The organism is Flavobacterium sp. C4GT6, assembly GCF_036347315.1.
Taxonomy (GTDB): domain Bacteria; phylum Bacteroidota; class Bacteroidia; order Flavobacteriales; family Flavobacteriaceae; genus Flavobacterium.
Genome location: NZ_JAZGZU010000002.1, coordinates 134,217 through 154,626, shown reverse-complemented (window position 1 = coordinate 154,626; position 20,410 = coordinate 134,217). Strand labels below are relative to the sequence as shown.

The following is a 20,410-nucleotide window of genomic DNA, read 5'->3' as shown; positions in this document are numbered from 1 at the left end:
TAATTCTTTTTTAGAGTTTTATTACTTTATCGTTTTCTAATTTATAAGTTGCACCACTCTCCAAGCAATTTGCAACACCTGCTTCATTAAAATGCAGCCTCTCTCCAAATTCACTCATCCATCCTAATTGCCTGGCAGGATTACCTACAACCAAAGCATAATCAGGGACTTCCTTAGTAACTACTGCTCCTGCACCGATAAAAGCATATTTGCCAATATTATGCCCGCAGACAATAGTAGCATTAGCACCTATAGAAGCACCTTGCCCTACGTGAGTTTTTAGATATTCATTTTTACGGTTTACAGCACTTCGAGGATTGATTACATTAGTAAAAACCATTGAAGGCCCTAAAAAAACATCATCATCACAAGTAACACCTTCATATATAGAAACATTGTTCTGAACTTTCACATTTTTCCCTAAAATAACTTTAGGAGAAACTACTACATTTTGACCAATATTACAATTTTCACCTAAAATACACCCTGGCATGATATGAGAAAAATGCCAAATTTTAGTTCCTTTTCCTATTTCACAACCTTCATCAACTACAGCTGTTTCATGTGCAAAAAAATCCGACATAGCATTTACGATTTAAAAAAGTTTTTAATTTCTGAAATTATATAATCCGAGACTTCTTGATTGAATTCAGTATGGATAGGTAAAGATATAACTTCCTCACATAATCTCTCTGTCACAGGCAGAGAAACCCCTTCATCAACATACTGCTGAAAAGCCTCTTGCTTATATAATGGTAATGGATAATAAACCATACTTGGAACCCCTTTTTCAGTGAGGTATCTTTGTAAGTCATTTCGACTACCATCTGTAATCCTTAAAGTATATTGATGAAATACATGTGTTGAGTTAGTAGATCTTTGTGGAATACTAATATTTTCAACATCCTTTAAGTTCTCATCATAATACGAAGCCATTGTATTTCTTGAAGCCGAATACTCATCAAGATGTTGTAATTTTATTTTTAAAATTGCAGCTTGTAAAGTGTCCAAACGGGAATTACACCCTAAAACTTTATGATAATATTTTTTTTCCTGACCATGGTTTGCTATCATTCTTATTCTCAAAGCTAACTCATCATCATTTGTCATCAATGCACCTCCATCACCATAGCAGCCTAAATTCTTAGATGGAAAAAATGATGTACATCCAATATCTCCAATTGTTCCTGATTTTTTTACTGTTCCATTTTCAAATGTAAAATCAGAACCTATAGCCTGTGCATTATCTTCAATAACAAATAAATTATATTTCTTAGCAAATTGCATTATTTTTTCCATTTCTGCAGTTTGACCATAAAGATGAACAGGAACAATAGCTTTAGTATTATCCGTAATATATTTATCAAGCCCTTCCATATTGATGTTAAAAGTCTCGGGGTCAACATCAACCATTACCGGTTTTAAGCCTAAGAGCCCTATCACTTCTGCAGTTGCGACATATGTAAAAGCAGGGCAAATAACTTCATCACCGGGCTGTAAATTTAAAGCCATCATGGCAATCTGCAAAGCATCAGTACCATTAGCGCAGGGAATAACATGCTTTACATTGAGATACTTTTCAAAATCATGTTGAAACTCTTTAACAGCGGGCCCATTGATATATGCAGTATTTTCAAGGCAATTTTGAATTTCAATATTTACCTCATTTTTAATTTTATCATATTGACCTTTAAGGTCTACCATTTGAATTTTCACTTTCCTACTTTTTATGGATTAAACTAATTCACTTATCGTTTTACCTATAGACAAACAAGAAGTCGCTGCAGGTGAAGGAGCATTTCTCACATGGATAACATTTCCGTTTCTTACAATATCAAAATCATCTAAAAGAGTCCCGTCCCTGCGGCAGGCCTGAGCACGTACACCGGATCCCCCAGGAACTAAATCAGTTTCCTGAATTTCAGGTAATAATTTTTGTAAAGCGTTAGTAAATGCAGTTTTAGATAATGAACGATGCACCTCACCTAAACCGGTTTTACCGTATTTTGCAACAATTTTTCTAAACCCTGGCCAAGTAAGAGTATTCATTAATTCTGAAAAATTGAAATCACTAAAATTATAACCTTCTTTTCTAAAGGCTAATACAGCATTTGGCCCTGCTTCTACTGCCCCGTTAATCATTCTGGTAAAATGTACTCCAAGAAAAGGAAAATTAGGGTCGGGAACCGGATAAATCAAATTATTTACCAAATATCTTTTTTCATCTTTTAGCTCATAATATTCTCCACGAAAAGGAATGATAATTACATCATTTTTATCATTTGTCATTTTCGTAATCTTGTCAGAATACAAACCTGCACACGATATGAGTTTCTCAGTTAAATACTCATTTTTAAATGTTTCCACTGTTATCCCGTCATTTCTATCGGTAATCCCTCTAACCTCCTGAGAAAAAACAATCTCTCCCCCTAACTCTATAAAAAGTTCTTTTATTTTATTTGCTAATCCAGGATAATCAATTATGCCCGTCTGCGGAACCTTAATTGCCCTTACTCCTTCGCAATGTGGCTCTATTTCCTTAAATTCGTCCCTAGAAAGGTATTCTAAATTTTGTAATCCATTTTGAACACCTCTATCATATATATTTTCAAGCAAAGAAACCTCATCCTGTGAAGTAGCTACTATAATTTTACCACATATATCATATTTAATACCATATTCTTTGGAAAAATTTATAAGTGAATCATATCCTTCAATGCAATTTTTAGCTTTTAAGCTTCCTGGTTTATAATATATACCACTGTGAATTACTCCACTATTATGCCCTGATTGATGCTTAGCAACATCACCTTCTTTTTCTAAGATTAAAACTTTTAAGGCCGGATTTTGTTTTAAAGACTCATAGGCTGTAGCCAACCCAACTAATCCGGCACCAATAATGATTACATCATATTTCATTATAATCTCCCGTCAACTAAGTTTCTATCCAAACAAGCCTTTATATCATAAACTACTGACGCTTCATTTCTCAAAGCGTTTAAATCCATTGTTAAAAACTCATTGTGTGATACAGCTACTATTATTGCATCATACTTTTGATTTTCTTTCAAACTGGTTAAAACATCAACATTATATTCATGTTTTACTTCTTCTTTATCAGCCCATGGATCATATAAATCGACATTTAGCCCGTATTCATTCAGCTCTCTATAAACATCTACAACTTTAGTATTACGTACATCAGGACAGTTCTCTTTAAAAGTAACACCTAAAATCAAAGCATTAGCTTCCTTGATAGTAATACCTTTCTTTATCATAAGCTTCACTACTTTTGAGGCAATAAATTCTGAAATAGAATCATTTACACGTCTACCGGAAAGAATTACGTTAGGGTGATAACCCAGTTGCACTGCCCTGTGAGCCAAATAATATGGATCCACAGATATACAGTGTCCCCCAACCAGACCTGGTTTATATTTCAAAAAATTAAATTTTGTCCCGGCAGCCTCTAATACATCATTAGTATCAATACCTACACGGTCAAAAATCAATGCTAATTCATTAACAAATGAAATATTAACATCACGCTGAGCATTCTCAATTGCTTTCGAAGCTTCAGCAACTTTAATATTAGAAGCTTTATGTGTCCCTGCTTTTATAATGGTTTTATATAACTGATCTACTTCCTCAGCAATCTCAGGAGTAGAACCAGATGTAACCTTTTTTATTGTTGTTAAAGTATTTACCTTATCTCCTGGCACGATACGCTCTGGAGAATAGCCTACATAAAAGTCTTTATTAAAAGTTAAACCGGAAAACTTCTCTAATACCGGAACACAATCTTCCTCTGTACAACCGGGATAAACAGTAGATTCATAAATAATAATATCTCCTTTCTTTATAATCTTTCCAAGCATTTGGGAAGCTTTTATCAGCGGAGTTAAATCAGGTGCATTGTAACGGTCAATGGGTGTAGGAACTGTAACTATATAAATTTGGGCCTTTGCCAGTTCGTCCAAATCACAAGAAGCTTTATAACCTCTAGCAAACCCTGTCTTTTTACCAATTTCAATTCCTTCATTTAATTTTTCTAAGTCAGCCTCTAAAGTTCTGTCTTTACCTGAATTCAACTCGTCGACCCTATCTTTGTTTATATCAAATCCTAATACAGGAAAATGCTGAGAAAATTCAATGGCCAAAGGTAAACCTACATAACCCTGTCCAATTACTGCTATTTGTTTCATAAATATTTTTATACTTTGCCTGAAAAATTACTTTACTTTATTAATTTACATGTATTTATCAGCTTAGGTTCACCATATAAATCTCTTTCTTTGTCAATCAAAACCTTTACCGGTAATAAATTTTGAATCTAATATTTTTAATGATAAAATATTTCTAATTAATATATAAATCAGAACTTACCTATTAAAGTTCAGTTTTAAAAGATACTCTCCATAACCACTCTTTTTTAATGGACCTGCAACCTTTATTAACTGTTCCTTATCAATATAACCCATACGATAAGCTACTTCTTCAATTGCCCCTATTTTTAACCCCTGACGCTCTTCAATAACCTGAACAAACTGCCCAGCCTGCATTAATGATGCAAAAGTACCAGTATCCAACCAGGCTGTTCCTCTGTCAAAAACTCCTACACGTAGTTTATTACGTTTCAGATATTCTTTATTCACGTCTGTTATCTCATATTCACCTCTGGCAGAAGGCTTGATGTTTTTTGCAATCTCTACTACATTATTATCATAAAAATACAAACCTGGCACAGCATAATTTGATTTTGGACTCTCGGGCTTTTCTTCTATTGAAAGTACTTTATTATCAGCATCAAACTCTACTACTCCATAACGTTCAGGATCCTGTACCTGATAAGCAAAGACTACACCTCCCTCTTCTTGCGTGCAACTTTGAAGCAGTTTACTCATACCACTTCCATAAAAAATATTATCTCCTAAAACCAAGGCTACTTTATCATCACCTATAAAGTCTTCTCCAATTACAAAAGCCTGTGCTAATCCATTTGGTTCCGGTTGTTCAGCATATTCAAATCGACAACCAATTTGTGATCCATCTCCTAATAGCTTTTGAAAATGCGGCAAATCATGAGGTGTTGAAATAATCAATATTTCATTAACTCCAGCCAGCATTAACGTTGACAGCGGATAATAAATCATCGGCTTATCATAAACTGGCATCAATTGCTTACTTACCGCTAATGTCAATGGATGCAATCGAGTTCCGGAGCCTCCGGCTAATATTATTCCTTTCATATTATTATTTTGGTCGAGTTACTTTTACTAATTTTAATCAGCTGTATTGTTTCTCATAATATTTTTTATAATCACCTGAAGTTACATTATTTAACCACTCCTGATTATCCATAAACCAATCAATAGTTTTAGATAAGCCCTGTTCAAAAGTAACAGAAGGTGTCCAACCGAGTTCTTCTTTGATTTTTGTAGCATCGATAGCATAACGCAAATCATGCCCCGGACGATCTTGAACAAAAGTTATTAACTGTTCACTTGTCCCTCTTTCACGTCCAAGTTTCTCATCCATCTGCCTACACAATTCCATAACCAAATCAATATTTTTCCATTCATTAAAACCTCCTACATTATATGAGCTATTATTTTCGGCTTTATGAAAAACCAAATTTATTGCTTTAGCATGATCAATAACATATAACCAATCACGCGTATATTTACCATTCCCATAAATAGGAAGGGGTTTATTATTTATAATGTTATAAATACAAAGAGGTATTAACTTTTCTGGGAAATGATTAGGACCATAATTATTTGAACAGTTTGTTAAAACAACCGGCATACCATAGGTATCAGCATATGCCCGCACAAAATGATCAGAAGAAGCTTTAGATGCCGAATAAGGTGAATGAGGGTCGTAAGATGTATCTTCGGTAAAAAAACCATCATCTCCTAATGTTCCAAAAACCTCATCTGTCGAAACGTGATGAAAACGTTTATCTTCATAATTGTCCTGCCAAATATGTTTAGCGGCATTTAATAAATTAACGGTTCCTATAACATTTGTCATTACAAATTCCAAAGGATGACTTATAGATCTATCTACGTGAGATTCTGCCGCTAAATGAATAATACCATGAGGCTGATATTCTGTAAATATCTCCTGGACTTTATCAGCATCAGTTATATTTGCCTTAATAAATTGATAATTTGGCTTATTCTCAATATCTCTTAGATTTTCCAAATTTCCGGCATAAGTCAAGACATCCAAATTAATGATCTTATAATCAGGGTAATTCAAAACAAATTCCCTTACAACATGAGAACCTATAAAGCCTGCTCCTCCAGTAATAATAATTGTTTTTTTCATAATTATTTACCTATACTTTGAAATACAAAACCAATACTCTTTAACATTTCGCCGTCAAGAATATTTCTTCCGTCAAAAACAAAAGCAGGCTTTCTCATATTTTTATAAATTTTTCCCCAATCATAGCTTTTAAACTCATCCCACTCTGTCAAAACAGCTATGGCATAAGCATCTTTACAGGCTTCATAAGGGTCACTATACACCTCAACACCTTTCCTATTTTCCGTTTCACTTCTAGTCCCTAAATAATCCAAATCATTTAAAATTTTGGGTTCACTCACTTTAGGATCATAAACAGCTATATTTGCCTGTTCATTTAACAAATCATCTGCCACATATATTGCTGCAGACTCTCTTGTATCATTTGTATCTTTTTTAAATGCCCAACCCAAAAACACTATTTTTTTTCCTGATACAGTGTTATATAAAGTCTTAATTATATTAGAAGCAAAACGTCTTTTTTGATGATCATTCATTATAACCACCTGTTCCCAGTAATCTGCAACTTCATTAAGCCCATATGATTTTGCTATATAAACGAGATTTAGTATATCCTTTTGGAAACAGGAGCCACCAAAACCAACGGAAGCCTTTAAAAACTTAGATCCAATACGGCTATCCATCCCAATAGCCATGGCCACTTCATTAACATCTGCACCGGTTTTTTCACATAATTCTGACATAGCATTAATTGAAGAAACCCTTTGAGCTAAAAAAGCATTTGCCGTAAGCTTAGACAATTCAGATGACCACACGTTTGTAGTCAATATTTTATGTCTGTCAACCCAGCTAGCATACACATCGGCTAATGCATTTATTGCAATTGTACCACCTTCATCGTTCCCTCCTCCAATCAGCACTCTGTCAGGGTTAAGTAAATCCTGAACAGCTGTACCTTCTGCCAGAAATTCTGGATTTGACAAAATCTGGAATTTAACTCCGTTTCCGGTATTATCCAAAATACTCTTAATAGCTTCAGCTGTCCTAACAGGTAGTGTAGACTTTTCAACAACAATTTTATCCGTTTTAGCCACAGAAGCTATCTGCCTAGCACAAAGCTCAATATACTTTAAATCAGCTGCTTTACCTTTCCCTAATCCATATGTTTTAGTAGGTGTATTAACCGAAATAAAAATCATCTCTGCCTCGTCAATAGCTTTTTCAACATCAGTAGAAAAGAATAGGTTTCTACCTCTTACTTCAGCAATTATATCTTCAAGTCCAGGCTCATAAATAGGTATATTAGAAACATCTTTATCATTCCATGACTTGACTCTAGCCTCATTAACATCTACGACAGTAACCTTAATACCAGGACATTTATAAGCAATAACAGCCATTGTAGGACCTCCTACATAACCTGCCCCAATACAACATATATTTTTAACCACCATTAATTAGCATCTTTATTACACAACACCCAACAGTTAAATGATATGACAAATACTTACTATCTGCATACCTAATTGACAATTTTATTTTTCACAAGGCAAAAGAATGTTACTCTTTAATATAAAGCAATACTAAAATTAGCTCTCATTAAAAAACATTAAGGAAGAAAGTATCTCAATATATAGCAGGTATAAAACAGTGCATAGTAAACCTAGTTTACCATAACAGCTATTTTATAGCTAATAGAAATTTTCACTTTATTTCCATAACATTTGACTTGGCTGGCTGTTCTTTTTACCATGCAAATATAGTTAGATTATATTCTTAAACCACATTTATATTAAACTACAGGGATTTTTCCCCTTTACACTATTATTCTAGCATCATTATTTATCTATAAAATAACTAGCGCAAAGTATATCATTTTTTACCATCCAAATAAATTGTTTAACTGTTTAACAATATAATAACAGAATACAGAATAAAAACATCCTTACAGCGAAAAAGCAAACACATATTTGTTCAAGAATATGTTTTTTATATTTTTGAAAAAACACGACATATTCAAAAAATGATTAAACAACTACACATAGACAAAAACATTCATCCGTTTGGTTATTATGCCTTTTATGTTACCCCACAACAATCCGAAGTAATAAACCATTCGTGTCGCGGAGATTTCTACACCATGTTTTATGTGAGATCAGGAGAAGTTGTTTTACAAATAGACATAAATAAAATAAAAATAAAAAAAGGAGAATGCGCCTTTATAGGTATCAATCAGGTCTTTAAAATAGAAAACCCTTCTACTTTCGAAGTATTGGTACTTCGCTTTGAGGAAAGCTTTTATTGCCGACACGAAACTGACATTAACTTTATTAACAACTGTTACTTTTTTGACAACTCAAAAAAACTATACAAATTTAAACTCGACAATGCCACTCAAATAAGCATTGAACAAGACTATAAAAATTTGGCAGAACAATGCACGCAACCGTACAACGAAATTGAATACATGATTGCACACAACAGCATTGAAAGATTACTATTGTATTGCCACGAAAAAGCACATTCCAATACTCCCGAAAGTTTTAACCAAATCACAAATCCGGAGAACGAACTGGTACATAACTACAGGCAACTGATAAAAGAAAACTTTAAAAAACAAAAACAATTAAAGTTTTACACCGAAGAACTAAACACATCTGTAAAAAAACTAACAGATGCCTGCAAAAATATTTACGGACAATCCCCAAAAAAACTGATAACCGAACAGACCATACTGGAAGCTAAAAGATTACTAATCCACAGCACAATGAACATTAAAGAAATTGCTTTTGAATTAAACTTTGAAGAACCAAGTAATTTTATACGATTTTTCTCTAAAGCCGTAAACATGTCACCAAGGGAGTATAGGGAATACTCAACCCAAAAAAGCAATCTGCTACCGTAACATTTGTGTATTTCATCGAATTTATTTTCATTTCAACGTTTCTTTATACACTCATAACACACCTAATCCATTAATCTACTATATTTGGAGTGTATTGATTTTAGAGGGGCGGATATATGAATAAGTTTATTTTACTTTTAATTGTTGTTTTTAACTGTGTAACATACACAGTATACTCTCAAAGCAACTCGAGTGCAAACCTGAATATTCACTTAAACGATATTCAAAGCATAAAAGTAAATGAGAACCAAAGTAATGTATCCCTATCATTGAATAACTCGTCAGATTATATCAACGGTAAATCTACCAACGAATCTGACCATATTGAAATAATGAGTAGCAGTAATTATGAAATAAGAGTTTCTGCCGCTTCAAACCTTACCAGTGAAGGAGTAACTATTGATATTGGGACTGTCACAGTTACACCAACACAAGGAAATATAGGAGGTGATTCACAAGGCAACATAAGCCTGTCACCTACCACTTTATCGCTTACAGACAATACACTTGTACAGTCTAATAGCGGAGACATTAAAAGGTCATTCAACATTGAATACCACGTATCAGGAGGAGAAGAATACTTAAACAAGCCCACGGGAACGTATTCTACATTAATCACCTATACTATATTAATGCCATAACAATACATATTTAACATTTAAATATTACAATGTTATATTTAACTTAAAATGATAGCAAAAAGTACTTTTTTGACTATCATTATCTTTGTTATACCCCATACATTTGCACTGTTAAAATTAAAAAAGTAAACCTTATTACTTAGCCCCCTAGGTACTAGGTATTGTCCCACTAAAATTAATACAAACTGATGACTAATTTTTTCAAGGTTGCATCTGTTGCAATCATCGCATTATCTGCAAACTCACTATTCGCACAAGAAGACACAGCTGAAACAACACTTAACGTAAACTTAGCAAGTTCATTTGAAATCACTGTTGCTGATGCATCGGTTGACATCGACATGAACACTCCTGAACACTTCCAGTCTGGTAACACTTCAGGTCAAAAAGCTGATCACGTTCAAATTAGTGCTACAGGAGAGTATGAAGTGAAAGTGATTGCTTCTTCAGACCTTACTTCAGGCTCAGAAACTATCCCTGTCAACACTATTACTGTTACTCCAACACTAGGTTCTTACCTTGGTGCAGGTTCAGAAGGTTCTGTTTCTCCAACACTTACTGCTCAGTCTTTAAGTACTTCAACAGAGAACACTATTATTTCTTGCAACACAGGTGAATCATTAAGAGGTTACAACATTGAGTATTCAATTCCTTCAGAAAGTGCTTCAGAGTACCTTAACCATGCTGGTGGAACATATACTACTACAGTGACTTATTCGCTATACGCGCTATAATAAATACTGAAAGTTTTTAGGAATCAGCCCCAACTGTATATCATTACAGTTGGTGCTTTTCTGTACATGCAGTATACTTATTTTGCATGCAATAAAGGCAAAGAAAAAATCCCCCTTTGAAACAAATACCGCAAATTTTATATTTGCTTCTGTTCCTATCTTGCCCCTTTTTTGCTTTCTCCCAAATCGGCTCAGCCGAAACGCAGGTTAATGTCTTAATCGGCCAGGTAATTAGTATAGAAGTAACACAGCCCTCTGTAAACATAGACATGGGCCTGTCTACCCATTACATTAACGGAAGTTCATCGGGTCAGCAAACCAATCATATTAAAGTAACCTCAAACAATGGTTATGAAATAAATGTGAGGGCTACCACCGAGTACTTTTCGTTAAACGGAAACATGACTACATTGCCAGTTAACACTATAATGATAGCAACTTCCCTGGGTAACGATCTAACAGGATCAGGCAGCACAGCACCAGCTAGTTTACAAATAAATAGCCCTGTGCCATTATCCACCTCCAACACTAACATAGTGTCATCTGGAGAAGGTGAGAGCGCACGAGGTTTTCATGTTACTTATTCGATTCCTGCATCACAAACCAGTAACTATTTAAACAAAGAACCGGGCACATACACCACTAATGTAATTTATACTGTGGTACCTCAGTAATTTCAATAACTTTACTGTTATAAATAACTTGAATCATGAAAAAATTCTTTTTAGCTATTACGTTATTCTTTGCTGCAAATACAGTTTTTGCTCAAGCCGGAATATCACTAACACCCGGCAGGTTATATTATAAGTTTGGAAAAGGTGCTTCGGGCTCACAATTTGTAAAAATCACCAACCCTACTAATAAAGAACTGGAAATAGGAGCTTCTTTTAGCGACTGGAGTTATGAAGAAGATGGTAAAAACCAAATACTGGATGCTAACACTATTTCAACTTCATGCTCTAACTGGATTCAAATATTACCTTCATCCTATTTTATTATCAAACCGGGAGAAACTAAAGAAATTGAAATTATATTAAAAGTGCCACAGGATGCCGATGAGAATACACCTGTACACAACTCAATGATATTTTTTACCCAACTTAACCCGGGTAAAACAACCGACAAAAACGGAGCTTCAATACAGGTTACCGTTAGGATGGGCGTGAAAATATACCATTCATTTAATAAAGATAGTGAAGCACTTATAGACTTTGTAGATTTTTTAAGTTATGCTGATGATCAGGAAAATAAAATTCTTGAGCTTAAAGTTGAAAACCAAAGTAAAATATGGGCCGACGGAACGGTTAAATGGGAACTTTTCAACAACAGTACCGGTAAAAAAACAGTATTAAAAGAATCTGAATTCTATACACTGCCGGGTAACATACGATCATTAAAGCAAATATTGCCTACAGACTTGCCAAAAGGCGACTATACCGTATCGGCAATATTGACTTATGGAGAAAAAGATGTCATAAAAATAGCAGAACTCGAATTTAGCCTGTAATGAAAACTGCAAAAACAGCCCTTATATTATTATTGTTAACTTTCCTCCAAGGTAAAGCACAAATAACGCTTAATTCCTGGGGAGGCGGACAACCGCAAATGACTACCTATGATGAAATGGTAAATGGAAAAACGCAGATAAACCAATCTACCGTAAATATCCAGAAATATAGTGGTCCAAACAATGTAAGCGAATGGAAACTAACTGTAAGATTAATTCAGGATTACACTCACGATTCTTACACTGTTGGAGCACAATACAGTTCCCTACAGTTTAACGAACAGCAAAACAACAATTCGTCAAACAACTCATTAATAAATGTTTCTTCACAAGCTTTTCAGTTAAGTACCTTTAACGAAATAACACTAATACACAGCGATGTCCCGTTAACCGGAACAGTAAACAGAGTGTTTAGATTTAACCTTGTTATACAAGGAGGAAATCATCTACTTGTAAACCCTAACGGAACTTACTATTCTGCATACGAATACAAACTATACAAAATAAAAAACAACGGAACCGAAGAGCTTATTGCCACAAGAACAGAATCAACAAACAGTAGTGCACGTTTACAACTAAACTATCTGGGAAATAATGGTCAGCAGAATGTTAGTTTACAAAACGGCGCCAACATTTTCAATTTACAATATAATACCGCCGAGAGTTATACTAACGGAGTCTCACAACAGGTCATCAAAGGCTTAAAAGTAACCTCTCCCACTAATTATCAGCTTAATGTAAAAGCATCTGCTAATGAGATGACATCGGCAACAACCTCATCAACCATACCGGTATCTATACTAAACGTAGAACTGAGTACTAACGAAAACATACCCGGATTAACAATATACTCACCCATAAGTCTTTCGGCAAGTGATCAGGTAATCGCTATACGATCACAATATGTACAGAGTATCGAGTTTAACCTTAGATTCTTTATACCACCTAATGCACTTGATCTTTCGGCTACACCGGGAACCTATACCACATACGTGTACTTTGTAATCGTACCAAACTAAGGTTTATAATGCAGGGCGTTTTTAAATATATTATAGTTATTGCTTTTTTGACAATTGGGAACTTATCCCTTGCTCAGGAAGGTGAATTTTCTATTGAATTTGCCCAACAAAGCTCTAATTCCAAAAACACAGGTGTAATAGATGCTATTGTAAAAATTAAAAATAACACAAATAATAATCTTACCGGTGAATTTGAAGTTCACAGTAACCACCAAGACCTGTACCTGGTACAGCGTAAACCGAAAACAGTAAACTTAACCGCAAACGATTCGGTTTTTATTCCTGTAAAGGCTATTATATCAAGAACAGCAAAGGCAGGAAATCAACCCTCTATCGAAGCTGTTTTTACAACAAATAACAACAAAACAAAATCAGTAATCCTTCCTGTCACAATAACCGAAAGGAAACTGGTAAAAATGTTTCTGCTGGAAACTAACTTAATTTATGAAAATGTAGGCGATACATTAACAATCCCTATCCGCATTTCAAATGAAGGTAATACCCCTCAAAAAATAGATATACTTACCCGGTATCCTAACTTTATAGCAAAGGATATGATGGAAACGACCAATTTAAAAATAAGTGCCTTTACAGACACTTTGGTCTACCTTAAAAAACAGGTAACCAAAAACATACTGGCTCAGGAAGATTTTAATATAACTATCACCTCATTATATAAAAGTGGAGATATTATAGGTATAGCAAATATACGCGCCAGTTCCATTAAACAGGACAGGCGCTATACTACACAGTTTAACCCTGACTATGCACAAACGTTTAACCAAACGAACCAGATAACTGTAAGTCATTTGGAAAACAGCAGTAATGCAAGTGCTTATTACTTGTATGCTAATGCAGAAGCTCAGCTAAACGACAGTAAAATATACACTAACATAGATGCCAATTTATGGACTAATTCTAACCAGCTGTTTTTAAGGAATACATGGCTGGGATATAAGAATAGTGATTTTGGTATACAGGCAGGTAACGTATCTAAATTTGCAGATATTAACTTAGTGGGGCGGGGTGCCCAGGCGTACTACACTACATCTAAGGATAGTAAAATTGAAGTGGGAGGAATAGATAAGTCGTACAATCTGGCCGACTATTCCAATCCTTCCGGAGGAACTTCTGCCTGGGCATCTTATTTTCACAATGGCGGATGGTTAGATAAGGGGTTTGAAAGTAACCTTATATACGATCATGATAAGTTTACCGGTATAAACAGCATTTTAGCAACATCAAGGTTTAGTATTTTAAAAAAACAAAACTTCTCCCTTAGGGCTGGCGGTGGCTTAAGCAATGCCAATTATGAAGCTGCAAATACGAATAAAGCAGGAGCTTCCGGAGAAATAGTTGCTGTAGGTAAACAGGGTAACCTGTATTATAGCAGTACAAACTTTGTAAGCAATGGTTATTATGCAGGAGTTAAAAGAGGGGTTTTAAACTTTAACGAACGGGTAAACTGGACTACTGAAAAATATAACATGTGGGCCGTTTACAATTATATGTCGGTTAAACCAAAATCACTAACCGAACAGGTTTTATACTCAACATTATTCAGAACAGCACGTTACAATGTAGGTGCATCCAGACGATTCTCTAATATTACATTATCTGTATCACCAAATGTATATTCTGAAAAGCGTGACGAACCCCTTTATGTAGGCGGTTCACAAACCCGAAGCATGGATGCTTACCGCATGAATATTGGTGTTAATTACAGTAATCACATTTCAACCGTTAATCTTATTATTGATGGAGGTAGCTTTAAAACCAACATCGAAAATCAGCCCTCGCAATTCCATATAAAGGCAAACCTTATATATTCGTGGAAATTTTTAAACCTGCTTACTACTTATCAGTATAACAGTTTTAACCTTGGTGAGGCAATTGCCAATCACCAAACAAATCCCGATAAGACTTTTTACAACATAATGATTAACCCGAGTGCTGTATTAAAGTTTTTTGATAACAAACTGATTTTATATACCGGAGCTACATTTGCATCAAATACCATTAACGAGCGTATTACTCAGCTTAACGGAAGAGCCGATTATAAAATATCTCCCGATTTCAGCCTGTTTGTTAACGGATATTACAGTGACATATCAAACAATCCGTATTCATTAAATTCTTTTCAGGTTGGGCTAACCAAACAGTTCAGGCCTATCAGGATAGACAGCTCTAAAAGCGACCTTGAGGTATATGTGTATTATGAAAATGAAAGCAAAGGAGCAGAAAACATTCCTGCTGCCAATCAGCTCATCATAATTGGCGGAAAGGCATTCAGAACCAACAATCAGGGTATAATAAAATACCGATCACTGCCACCTGGAGATTATGAGATACGTCCTGTAAACTCAAACGAATGGCATGCCTATAGCCGTACTGTAAATATTATTCAGGACACCCAAATATCTATCGGGCTTACAAAAACCTCAACAATTAAAGGTTCTATATCTTATACCCATACGGAAAGAAGTTATGAGATAACCAAAAAACTTGGCGGATTATCTATTATAGCTGTAGATGATACCGGAAATATATTTCAATCAAGAACCGACGACTTAGGTAGCTTTGTACTATATGTTCCTAGAGGATATTACACCATTACCCTTGAAAAATCAGATGTGTCTGAATATGTTGACATAGAACACAACAACAGGAACATCCAGGCCATACCTGATACTATTACAGAGGTTAAATTCAACCTTAACATTAAAGAGAAACGTGTAGAAACCCGTAAATTCTCATCACGCGGTTTCCCTAGCCAGTCATCCGGTAATAAGAAAAAGAAAAAATAGGTTTAGTGATTCTTTAGGCTGTTTTCAAAAGGCACCCGATGTATAATACTACGTCCTAAAGTAACCTCATCGGCAAACTCCAGTTCATCTCCTACAGATATACCTCTGGCTATAGCCGAAAGCACCACATCACAATCTTTTATCTGTTTGTAAATATAAAAGTTGGTAGTATCACCTTCCATAGTGGAGCTTAGAGCAAAAATAAGTTCTTTTGCTGTACCGTTTTTCACCTTCTCTACCAGTGTAGGTATATTAAGCTGACTTGGACCTATACCGTCAATAGGAGAAATTTTACCTCCTAAAACATGGTATATTCCCTTAAAGAGCCCGGTATTCTCAATAGCCATTACATCCCTAATATCCTCTACAACACAAACAATTGATTTGTCTCTGGAAAGATTACTGCAAATTTCGCATACATCAACATCAGATATATTATGGCACTCCCTGCAAAACCGAATATCATCACGCATTTTTAATATGGCATCTGTTAAGTGCTCTGTCTGTTCCTTTGGTTGCTTTAATAAATGTAATGCCAGCCTTAAGGCTGTACGTTTCCCTATACCCGGTAACTGAGAAATTTCAGCCACTGCCCTTTCCAGTAATTTTGAAGACATTTCCATAAATGCAAATGTACAAAACCTGTAAATTGTGAGTATATTGTAATATTTTTTATTTGTTTTGTATATAAACTAATTCTATGCAGCCAATAACCATCCTATCCATAATAATAGTATACTTTGGAGTATTAATAGCCATATCAAGGCTGGTAAGCAATAAAGACAGCGGTAACGATGCCTTTTTTAAAGCCAACAAAAACTCAAAATGGTATCTGGTTGCATTTGGAATGATAGGAACAGCCCTTTCGGGAGTTACCTTTATATCGGTTCCAGGTGAGGTAGGTTCACCAAACGGTGAACAGTTTAAATATTTTCAGTTTGTATTGGGTAATGCCATAGGTTTTATACTTATTGCAAAAGTATTACTCCCCCTCTACTACAGGCTAAACCTTACATCCATATACGGCTACATAGAAAAACGCCTTGGGCAGTACAGCTATAAAACAGCAGCAATGATTTTCCTGATTAGCCGAACGATTGGCTCGGCATTTAGGTTATACTTAGTAGTTATTGTATTGCAGCGTTATGTGTTTGATGCCTTTGGGATTCCGTTTTGGACAACAGTATTAATATCCCTCCTCCTAATTTTTGCATACACCTATAAAGGCGGACTTAAAACCATTATTATTACCGATACACTTCAAACCTTTTTTATAGTTTCATCAGTATTCTTTACTATATACTTTATATGTGAGAGTTTAGAACTTAGCCTACCGCAGGCTTTTGAAACCGTTAAGCAAAGTAATTATTCCAAGATATTCTTTTTTGAAGATTTCATTACCAGCCGTTACCATTTTATTAAACAGATTTTAGGCGGAATATTTGTTACCATAGCCATGGTTGGACTTGATCAGGATCTTATGCAGAAAAACCTTAGCTGTAAAAACATTGGCGAAGCACAAAAAAACATGTTTACCTTTACGGGTATTTTTGTTGTAATTAACCTTTTCTTTCTTGGGGTTGGAGCACTACTTTATATTTATGCCAATCAAAACGGATTAAGTGTACCTACAGTTAACGGCACACCAAGAACCGATTTACTTTTCCCTGAAATTGCTTTCCATCACCTGTCACTGGTACCCTCGGTAATTTTCCTGCTTGGGCTTACGGCGGCAACCTTTGCCACTACCGATTCGGCACTTACAGCACTTACCACCTCTTTTTGTGTAGATTTCCTGGGGATGGATAAAACAGAGAATGCCAACAAACCTAATGTTGTAAGAACAAGGCATTGGGTACACATCTCCTTTTCCTTCCTTATGTTTTTAGTAATTATAGTTTTTAATACTATTAACGATGCCTCTGTAGTAAGTATGATATTCAGGATTGCTTCTTATACTTATGGTCCGTTACTTGGCCTTTATGCCTTTGGTTTAATAATGAAGAAGCTTACTCTAAGAGATAAACTTACCCCACTGGTATGTATTGCATCACCATTTATTACCTTACTGCTTAGTATGAATTCAAAATTGCTGTTTGGCAACTATGTGTTTGACAACGAACTGATAATTATAAACGGGCTAATTACATTCATACTATTACTATGCATTAGTAAAAAAGCTGAACCTAATAATTTCCCAGCGACAGCATAACAAGGGTACAGGCAACCTCAAACTCAATATTATTCTCTTTAAGCAGGGCATAAAATTCGGGGTTTTCGGTACCCGGGTTAAACACAACTCTTTTTGGTCTTAACCCTATAATGTAGTCATAGTATTTCTGCTGATTCATTGGGTTAAGATATAATGTAACCGTATCTACACCGTCAAAATCTACAAGCTCCTTTTCTATATGTACCCCATCGAGGTTATCTTCCTTTTTTCCTATAGCTACTACAGGATGACCATGCTGTTGCAGCATTTTTACCGCTCTGTATGCATACCTATCGGGATTAACGGAAGCTCCCATAACAAGTGTTTTCTTTTCTGTTTTCATAACAATAGTTTATACCAAAAATACACAAAGAATATCTTTATTCATATGGTTTTAGCCAAACGATAACATACCGCATTAATCAGCAGTATAGGTATAATCTGCCGGCAGCATATCACCTACTTTCAGTTCGCCGAAATACCCTCCGAAAATAATACTGGATATTGGCCAGAACAGTCCGTTTTCACCAATATAAAAATGATCGGCATTCAATTCAAAAAACGACTGATTAACCTGATCCTGTAAAACGGCAAAACGTATTTTTCTTTCTTTAGGAGCTTGTAAAGCTTTTTCTGCTTCACGGCTACTCATTCCGGCCATCCTTACACCTACATGCCTCTCCAGTACTTTCACTGTAGTTTTTAAACAGGTTACTTTTTTGTAATCAAGAGTATCGGTTACCTTAAAATAATCAGCAGGATTAACAGGCATGCTTTCCACAAACAAACTATAATTTTCTTCACTCCACTTATTACTGGCTATGGCACGCATAAAATGCAATAATGACCCTCTGTAAACCTCATCTCTCTTTTTCTTGATATTTTCCTTTTCAGACACATCCTTAAAAAAGCTTGTCCCGGCATAATAACTGGTTTGCATTGAAAATGGAGAAAGTGTCTTTTTTGTATAATGTACCTGAAAATCTACCAAATCAAACTCTACATTATACTTTAGTCTTTTATTCTGAATACGAATTGGCTTATCAGATTCTGCCTTTAGCGTATTTGTCGCAACCTCATAATACAGCCTTATATCATCCTCATTAAGTATCTTACAGGAATTCCCTGCCTTCGTTTTCCCTAAAAACTGTTCCCTGAAAACGGCAAGCATTTCCTTTCTGCTAAAAGCCGTTTCACCGCTAATTACCAATTCATCCATTTTAATGGTATCTTCTTTTAAAGCTACCTTTATTTTTGTTTGATAAGAAAACGGATTCTGGATTATCGCTGTTTGGTATCCTATATATTTTACAACTAAAGCTGCTGATAATTGCTGACCTACATTTATAGTAAAAGCCCCCTCAGAATTAGTACTGGCTGAATAGGTAGTCCCATCAAGATAAACGAAAGCTCCTTCGAGCGGAAAATCTCCGGCTGCATCATAAACATAGCCCGAAACACTTTGAGCCATAACCGGAATCTGCATTAAAAGCAGTATAATAAATGGTAATATTTTTGTTTTCATAGCGTGGTTTTGGGAATAAAAATAACGAAATTATTAATGCTATAATAAATATATGATTTCGCAAAGCCCACATTTTCTTATTAAATTTACCCTAAAAATAAAACAAACAACTTTTCATGGAATTATTCATTTACATTTTTGCTGCACTCTTTTCGGTAATTAACCCGCTTGGGGCAGTACCTATTTTTGTTGGACTAACCCAGGATGACTCAATGGCCGAACGTTCGCGTATCTCCTTCTGGACAGCCATTAACGTTTTTATAATCCTTATTATCTCCTTTTTTGTTGGGCAGTACATCCTTGCCTTTTTTGGAATTAGTATAGATGCCCTTCGTATTGCAGGAGGACTTATCATTGTAAATTCGGGATTTGCATTGTTGACAGGAAAGTTTAGTAAAACAAGAGGTGTAAATAAAAAAGTAGCAAACGATGCTCAAAAAAGAAACGACATTGCCCTTACCCCGTTAGCAATACCTATGCTTGCCGGACCGGGATCCATGTCACTACTTATAGCATTATATCAGGATTCTCCTGAAATATCACAAAAGATTATTACCTGTGTAGCCATTGCTGCAGTTGCCGTAGTAATTTTTTTAGTGATGCGAAGCGCCCATTACCTTTCCAGAATACTGGGAGCATCGGGTATTGTAGCCATTTCAAGAATAATAGGCTTTATAGTAATCGCCATAGGTATACAGTACATCAGTAGCTCTGTAGTAAATATACTCAGTACAATATCTCTAAAATAAAAAAGCCCCGCAATTGCGGGGCTACTTATTTATAA

The 20,410-nt window shown here is 35.2% G+C and carries 19 protein-coding genes; 9 read left to right on the top strand and 10 right to left on the bottom strand.

Annotation, left to right across the window (positions count from 1 at the left end):
• Nucleotides 1–10: 10 nt before the first annotated feature.
• From V3Z67_RS02960 to V3Z67_RS02930, 7 genes are all read right to left on the bottom strand, one after another.
• Complete coding sequence (locus V3Z67_RS02960; protein WP_330441895.1) at nt 11–583, bottom strand: acyltransferase; 573 nt, start codon at nt 581–583, stop codon at nt 11–13.
• 5 nt (nt 584–588) lie between these two features.
• Nucleotides 589–1,704, bottom strand: a complete 1,116-nt coding sequence (locus tag V3Z67_RS02955) for a DegT/DnrJ/EryC1/StrS family aminotransferase (RefSeq protein WP_330442159.1) — start codon at nt 1,702–1,704, stop codon at nt 589–591.
• A gap of 30 nt (nt 1,705–1,734) precedes the next feature.
• A complete protein-coding gene (gene lhgO, locus V3Z67_RS02950) occupies nt 1,735–2,919 on the bottom strand; it encodes an L-2-hydroxyglutarate oxidase (protein WP_330441894.1) in 1,185 nt (394 codons plus the stop codon).
• Nucleotides 2,919–4,205, bottom strand: a complete 1,287-nt coding sequence (locus tag V3Z67_RS02945) for a nucleotide sugar dehydrogenase (RefSeq protein WP_330441893.1) — start codon at nt 4,203–4,205, stop codon at nt 2,919–2,921. The genes lhgO and V3Z67_RS02945 overlap by 1 nt, the downstream gene beginning before the upstream one ends.
• A 177-nt stretch (nt 4,206–4,382) precedes the next feature.
• Nucleotides 4,383–5,249 carry a glucose-1-phosphate thymidylyltransferase RfbA gene (gene rfbA, locus V3Z67_RS02940; protein WP_330441892.1) on the bottom strand — a complete coding sequence of 289 codons (867 nt, stop codon included), beginning with the start codon at nt 5,247–5,249 and terminating at the stop codon, nt 4,383–4,385.
• Nucleotides 5,250–5,286: 37 nt separating this feature from the next.
• The gene (gene rfbB, locus V3Z67_RS02935) at nt 5,287–6,336 is read right to left on the bottom strand and encodes a dTDP-glucose 4,6-dehydratase (protein ID WP_330441891.1); all 1,050 of its coding nucleotides are present in this window, start codon (nt 6,334–6,336) and stop codon (nt 5,287–5,289) included.
• Between the two features lie 2 nt (nt 6,337–6,338).
• Nucleotides 6,339–7,730 carry a UDP-glucose 6-dehydrogenase gene (locus tag V3Z67_RS02930; RefSeq protein WP_330441890.1) on the bottom strand — a complete coding sequence of 464 codons (1,392 nt, stop codon included), beginning with the start codon at nt 7,728–7,730 and terminating at the stop codon, nt 6,339–6,341.
• 569 nt (nt 7,731–8,299) lie between these two features.
• Between V3Z67_RS02930 and V3Z67_RS02925 the strand changes: the two genes are divergently transcribed.
• From V3Z67_RS02925 to V3Z67_RS02895, 7 genes are all read left to right on the top strand, one after another.
• Nucleotides 8,300–9,181 carry an AraC family transcriptional regulator gene (locus V3Z67_RS02925; RefSeq protein ID WP_330441889.1) on the top strand — a complete coding sequence of 294 codons (882 nt, stop codon included), beginning with the start codon at nt 8,300–8,302 and terminating at the stop codon, nt 9,179–9,181.
• A 116-nt stretch (nt 9,182–9,297) separates the two neighbouring features.
• Entirely contained in the window at nt 9,298–9,822 is a 525-nt protein-coding gene (locus V3Z67_RS02920) for a hypothetical protein (RefSeq protein ID WP_330441888.1), read from the top strand.
• A 188-nt stretch (nt 9,823–10,010) separates the two neighbouring features.
• Nucleotides 10,011–10,556: a hypothetical protein gene (locus V3Z67_RS02915; protein WP_330441887.1), complete on the top strand. Its 546-nt coding sequence runs from the start codon at nt 10,011–10,013 to the stop codon at nt 10,554–10,556.
• Between the two features lie 269 nt (nt 10,557–10,825).
• Entirely contained in the window at nt 10,826–11,230 is a 405-nt protein-coding gene (locus V3Z67_RS02910) for a hypothetical protein (RefSeq protein WP_330441886.1), read from the top strand.
• Nucleotides 11,231–11,265: 35 nt separating this feature from the next.
• Nucleotides 11,266–12,063, top strand: a complete 798-nt coding sequence (locus tag V3Z67_RS02905; protein WP_330441885.1) for a hypothetical protein — start codon at nt 11,266–11,268, stop codon at nt 12,061–12,063.
• A complete protein-coding gene (locus tag V3Z67_RS02900) occupies nt 12,063–13,082 on the top strand; it encodes a hypothetical protein (RefSeq protein WP_330441884.1) in 1,020 nt (339 codons plus the stop codon). The genes V3Z67_RS02905 and V3Z67_RS02900 overlap by 1 nt, the downstream gene beginning before the upstream one ends.
• 8 nt (nt 13,083–13,090) lie before the next feature.
• Nucleotides 13,091–15,889 carry a COG1470 family protein gene (locus tag V3Z67_RS02895; RefSeq protein WP_330441883.1) on the top strand — a complete coding sequence of 933 codons (2,799 nt, stop codon included), beginning with the start codon at nt 13,091–13,093 and terminating at the stop codon, nt 15,887–15,889.
• A 2-nt stretch (nt 15,890–15,891) separates the two neighbouring features.
• On the opposite strand, the gene recR is transcribed toward V3Z67_RS02895, so the two are convergent.
• The gene (gene recR / locus V3Z67_RS02890; protein WP_330441882.1) at nt 15,892–16,512 is read right to left on the bottom strand and encodes a recombination mediator RecR; all 621 of its coding nucleotides are present in this window, start codon (nt 16,510–16,512) and stop codon (nt 15,892–15,894) included.
• Nucleotides 16,513–16,589: 77 nt separating this feature from the next.
• Between recR and V3Z67_RS02885 the strand changes: the two genes are divergently transcribed.
• A complete protein-coding gene (locus V3Z67_RS02885) occupies nt 16,590–18,101 on the top strand; it encodes a sodium:solute symporter (RefSeq protein WP_330441881.1) in 1,512 nt (503 codons plus the stop codon).
• Here V3Z67_RS02885 and V3Z67_RS02880 read toward each other — a convergent pair.
• Together V3Z67_RS02880 and V3Z67_RS02875 are read right to left on the bottom strand one after the other, a co-directional pair.
• On the bottom strand, nt 18,076–18,444 hold the full coding sequence (locus tag V3Z67_RS02880; protein ID WP_330441880.1) for a CoA-binding protein: 369 nt from the start codon (nt 18,442–18,444) through the stop codon (nt 18,076–18,078). The two genes, V3Z67_RS02885 and V3Z67_RS02880, sit on opposite strands and share 26 nt — an antisense overlap.
• A gap of 75 nt (nt 18,445–18,519) precedes the next feature.
• Complete coding sequence (locus V3Z67_RS02875) at nt 18,520–19,626, bottom strand: carboxypeptidase-like regulatory domain-containing protein (protein WP_330441879.1); 1,107 nt, start codon at nt 19,624–19,626, stop codon at nt 18,520–18,522.
• 116 nt (nt 19,627–19,742) lie between these two features.
• Between V3Z67_RS02875 and V3Z67_RS02870 the strand changes: the two genes are divergently transcribed.
• Entirely contained in the window at nt 19,743–20,375 is a 633-nt protein-coding gene (locus V3Z67_RS02870; protein ID WP_330121272.1) for a MarC family NAAT transporter, read from the top strand.
• Nucleotides 20,376–20,410 lie beyond the last annotated feature (35 nt).

What these genes read in the sequence shown, in the direction of transcription:
- V3Z67_RS02960 (WP_330441895.1), bottom strand. Translation starts at nt 583, where the DNA reads ATGTCGGATTTTTTTGCACATGAAACAGCTGTAGTTGATGAAGGTTGT.
- V3Z67_RS02955 (WP_330442159.1), bottom strand. Translation starts at nt 1,704, where the DNA reads ATGGTAGACCTTAAAGGTCAATATGATAAAATTAAAAATGAGGTAAAT.
- lhgO (WP_330441894.1), bottom strand. Translation starts at nt 2,919, where the DNA reads ATGAAATATGATGTAATCATTATTGGTGCCGGATTAGTTGGGTTGGCT.
- V3Z67_RS02945 (WP_330441893.1), bottom strand. Translation starts at nt 4,205, where the DNA reads ATGAAACAAATAGCAGTAATTGGACAGGGTTATGTAGGTTTACCTTTG.
- rfbA (WP_330441892.1), bottom strand. Translation starts at nt 5,249, where the DNA reads ATGAAAGGAATAATATTAGCCGGAGGCTCCGGAACTCGATTGCATCCA.
- rfbB (WP_330441891.1), bottom strand. Translation starts at nt 6,336, where the DNA reads ATGAAAAAAACAATTATTATTACTGGAGGAGCAGGCTTTATAGGTTCT.
- V3Z67_RS02930 (WP_330441890.1), bottom strand. Translation starts at nt 7,730, where the DNA reads ATGGTGGTTAAAAATATATGTTGTATTGGGGCAGGTTATGTAGGAGGT.
- V3Z67_RS02925 (WP_330441889.1), top strand. Translation starts at nt 8,300, where the DNA reads ATGATTAAACAACTACACATAGACAAAAACATTCATCCGTTTGGTTAT.
- V3Z67_RS02920 (WP_330441888.1), top strand. Translation starts at nt 9,298, where the DNA reads ATGAATAAGTTTATTTTACTTTTAATTGTTGTTTTTAACTGTGTAACA.
- V3Z67_RS02915 (WP_330441887.1), top strand. Translation starts at nt 10,011, where the DNA reads ATGACTAATTTTTTCAAGGTTGCATCTGTTGCAATCATCGCATTATCT.
- V3Z67_RS02910 (WP_330441886.1), top strand. Translation starts at nt 10,826, where the DNA reads ATGGGCCTGTCTACCCATTACATTAACGGAAGTTCATCGGGTCAGCAA.
- V3Z67_RS02905 (WP_330441885.1), top strand. Translation starts at nt 11,266, where the DNA reads ATGAAAAAATTCTTTTTAGCTATTACGTTATTCTTTGCTGCAAATACA.
- V3Z67_RS02900 (WP_330441884.1), top strand. Translation starts at nt 12,063, where the DNA reads ATGAAAACTGCAAAAACAGCCCTTATATTATTATTGTTAACTTTCCTC.
- V3Z67_RS02895 (WP_330441883.1), top strand. Translation starts at nt 13,091, where the DNA reads ATGCAGGGCGTTTTTAAATATATTATAGTTATTGCTTTTTTGACAATT.
- recR (WP_330441882.1), bottom strand. Translation starts at nt 16,512, where the DNA reads ATGGAAATGTCTTCAAAATTACTGGAAAGGGCAGTGGCTGAAATTTCT.
- V3Z67_RS02885 (WP_330441881.1), top strand. Translation starts at nt 16,590, where the DNA reads ATGCAGCCAATAACCATCCTATCCATAATAATAGTATACTTTGGAGTA.
- V3Z67_RS02880 (WP_330441880.1), bottom strand. Translation starts at nt 18,444, where the DNA reads ATGAAAACAGAAAAGAAAACACTTGTTATGGGAGCTTCCGTTAATCCC.
- V3Z67_RS02875 (WP_330441879.1), bottom strand. Translation starts at nt 19,626, where the DNA reads ATGAAAACAAAAATATTACCATTTATTATACTGCTTTTAATGCAGATT.
- V3Z67_RS02870 (WP_330121272.1), top strand. Translation starts at nt 19,743, where the DNA reads ATGGAATTATTCATTTACATTTTTGCTGCACTCTTTTCGGTAATTAAC.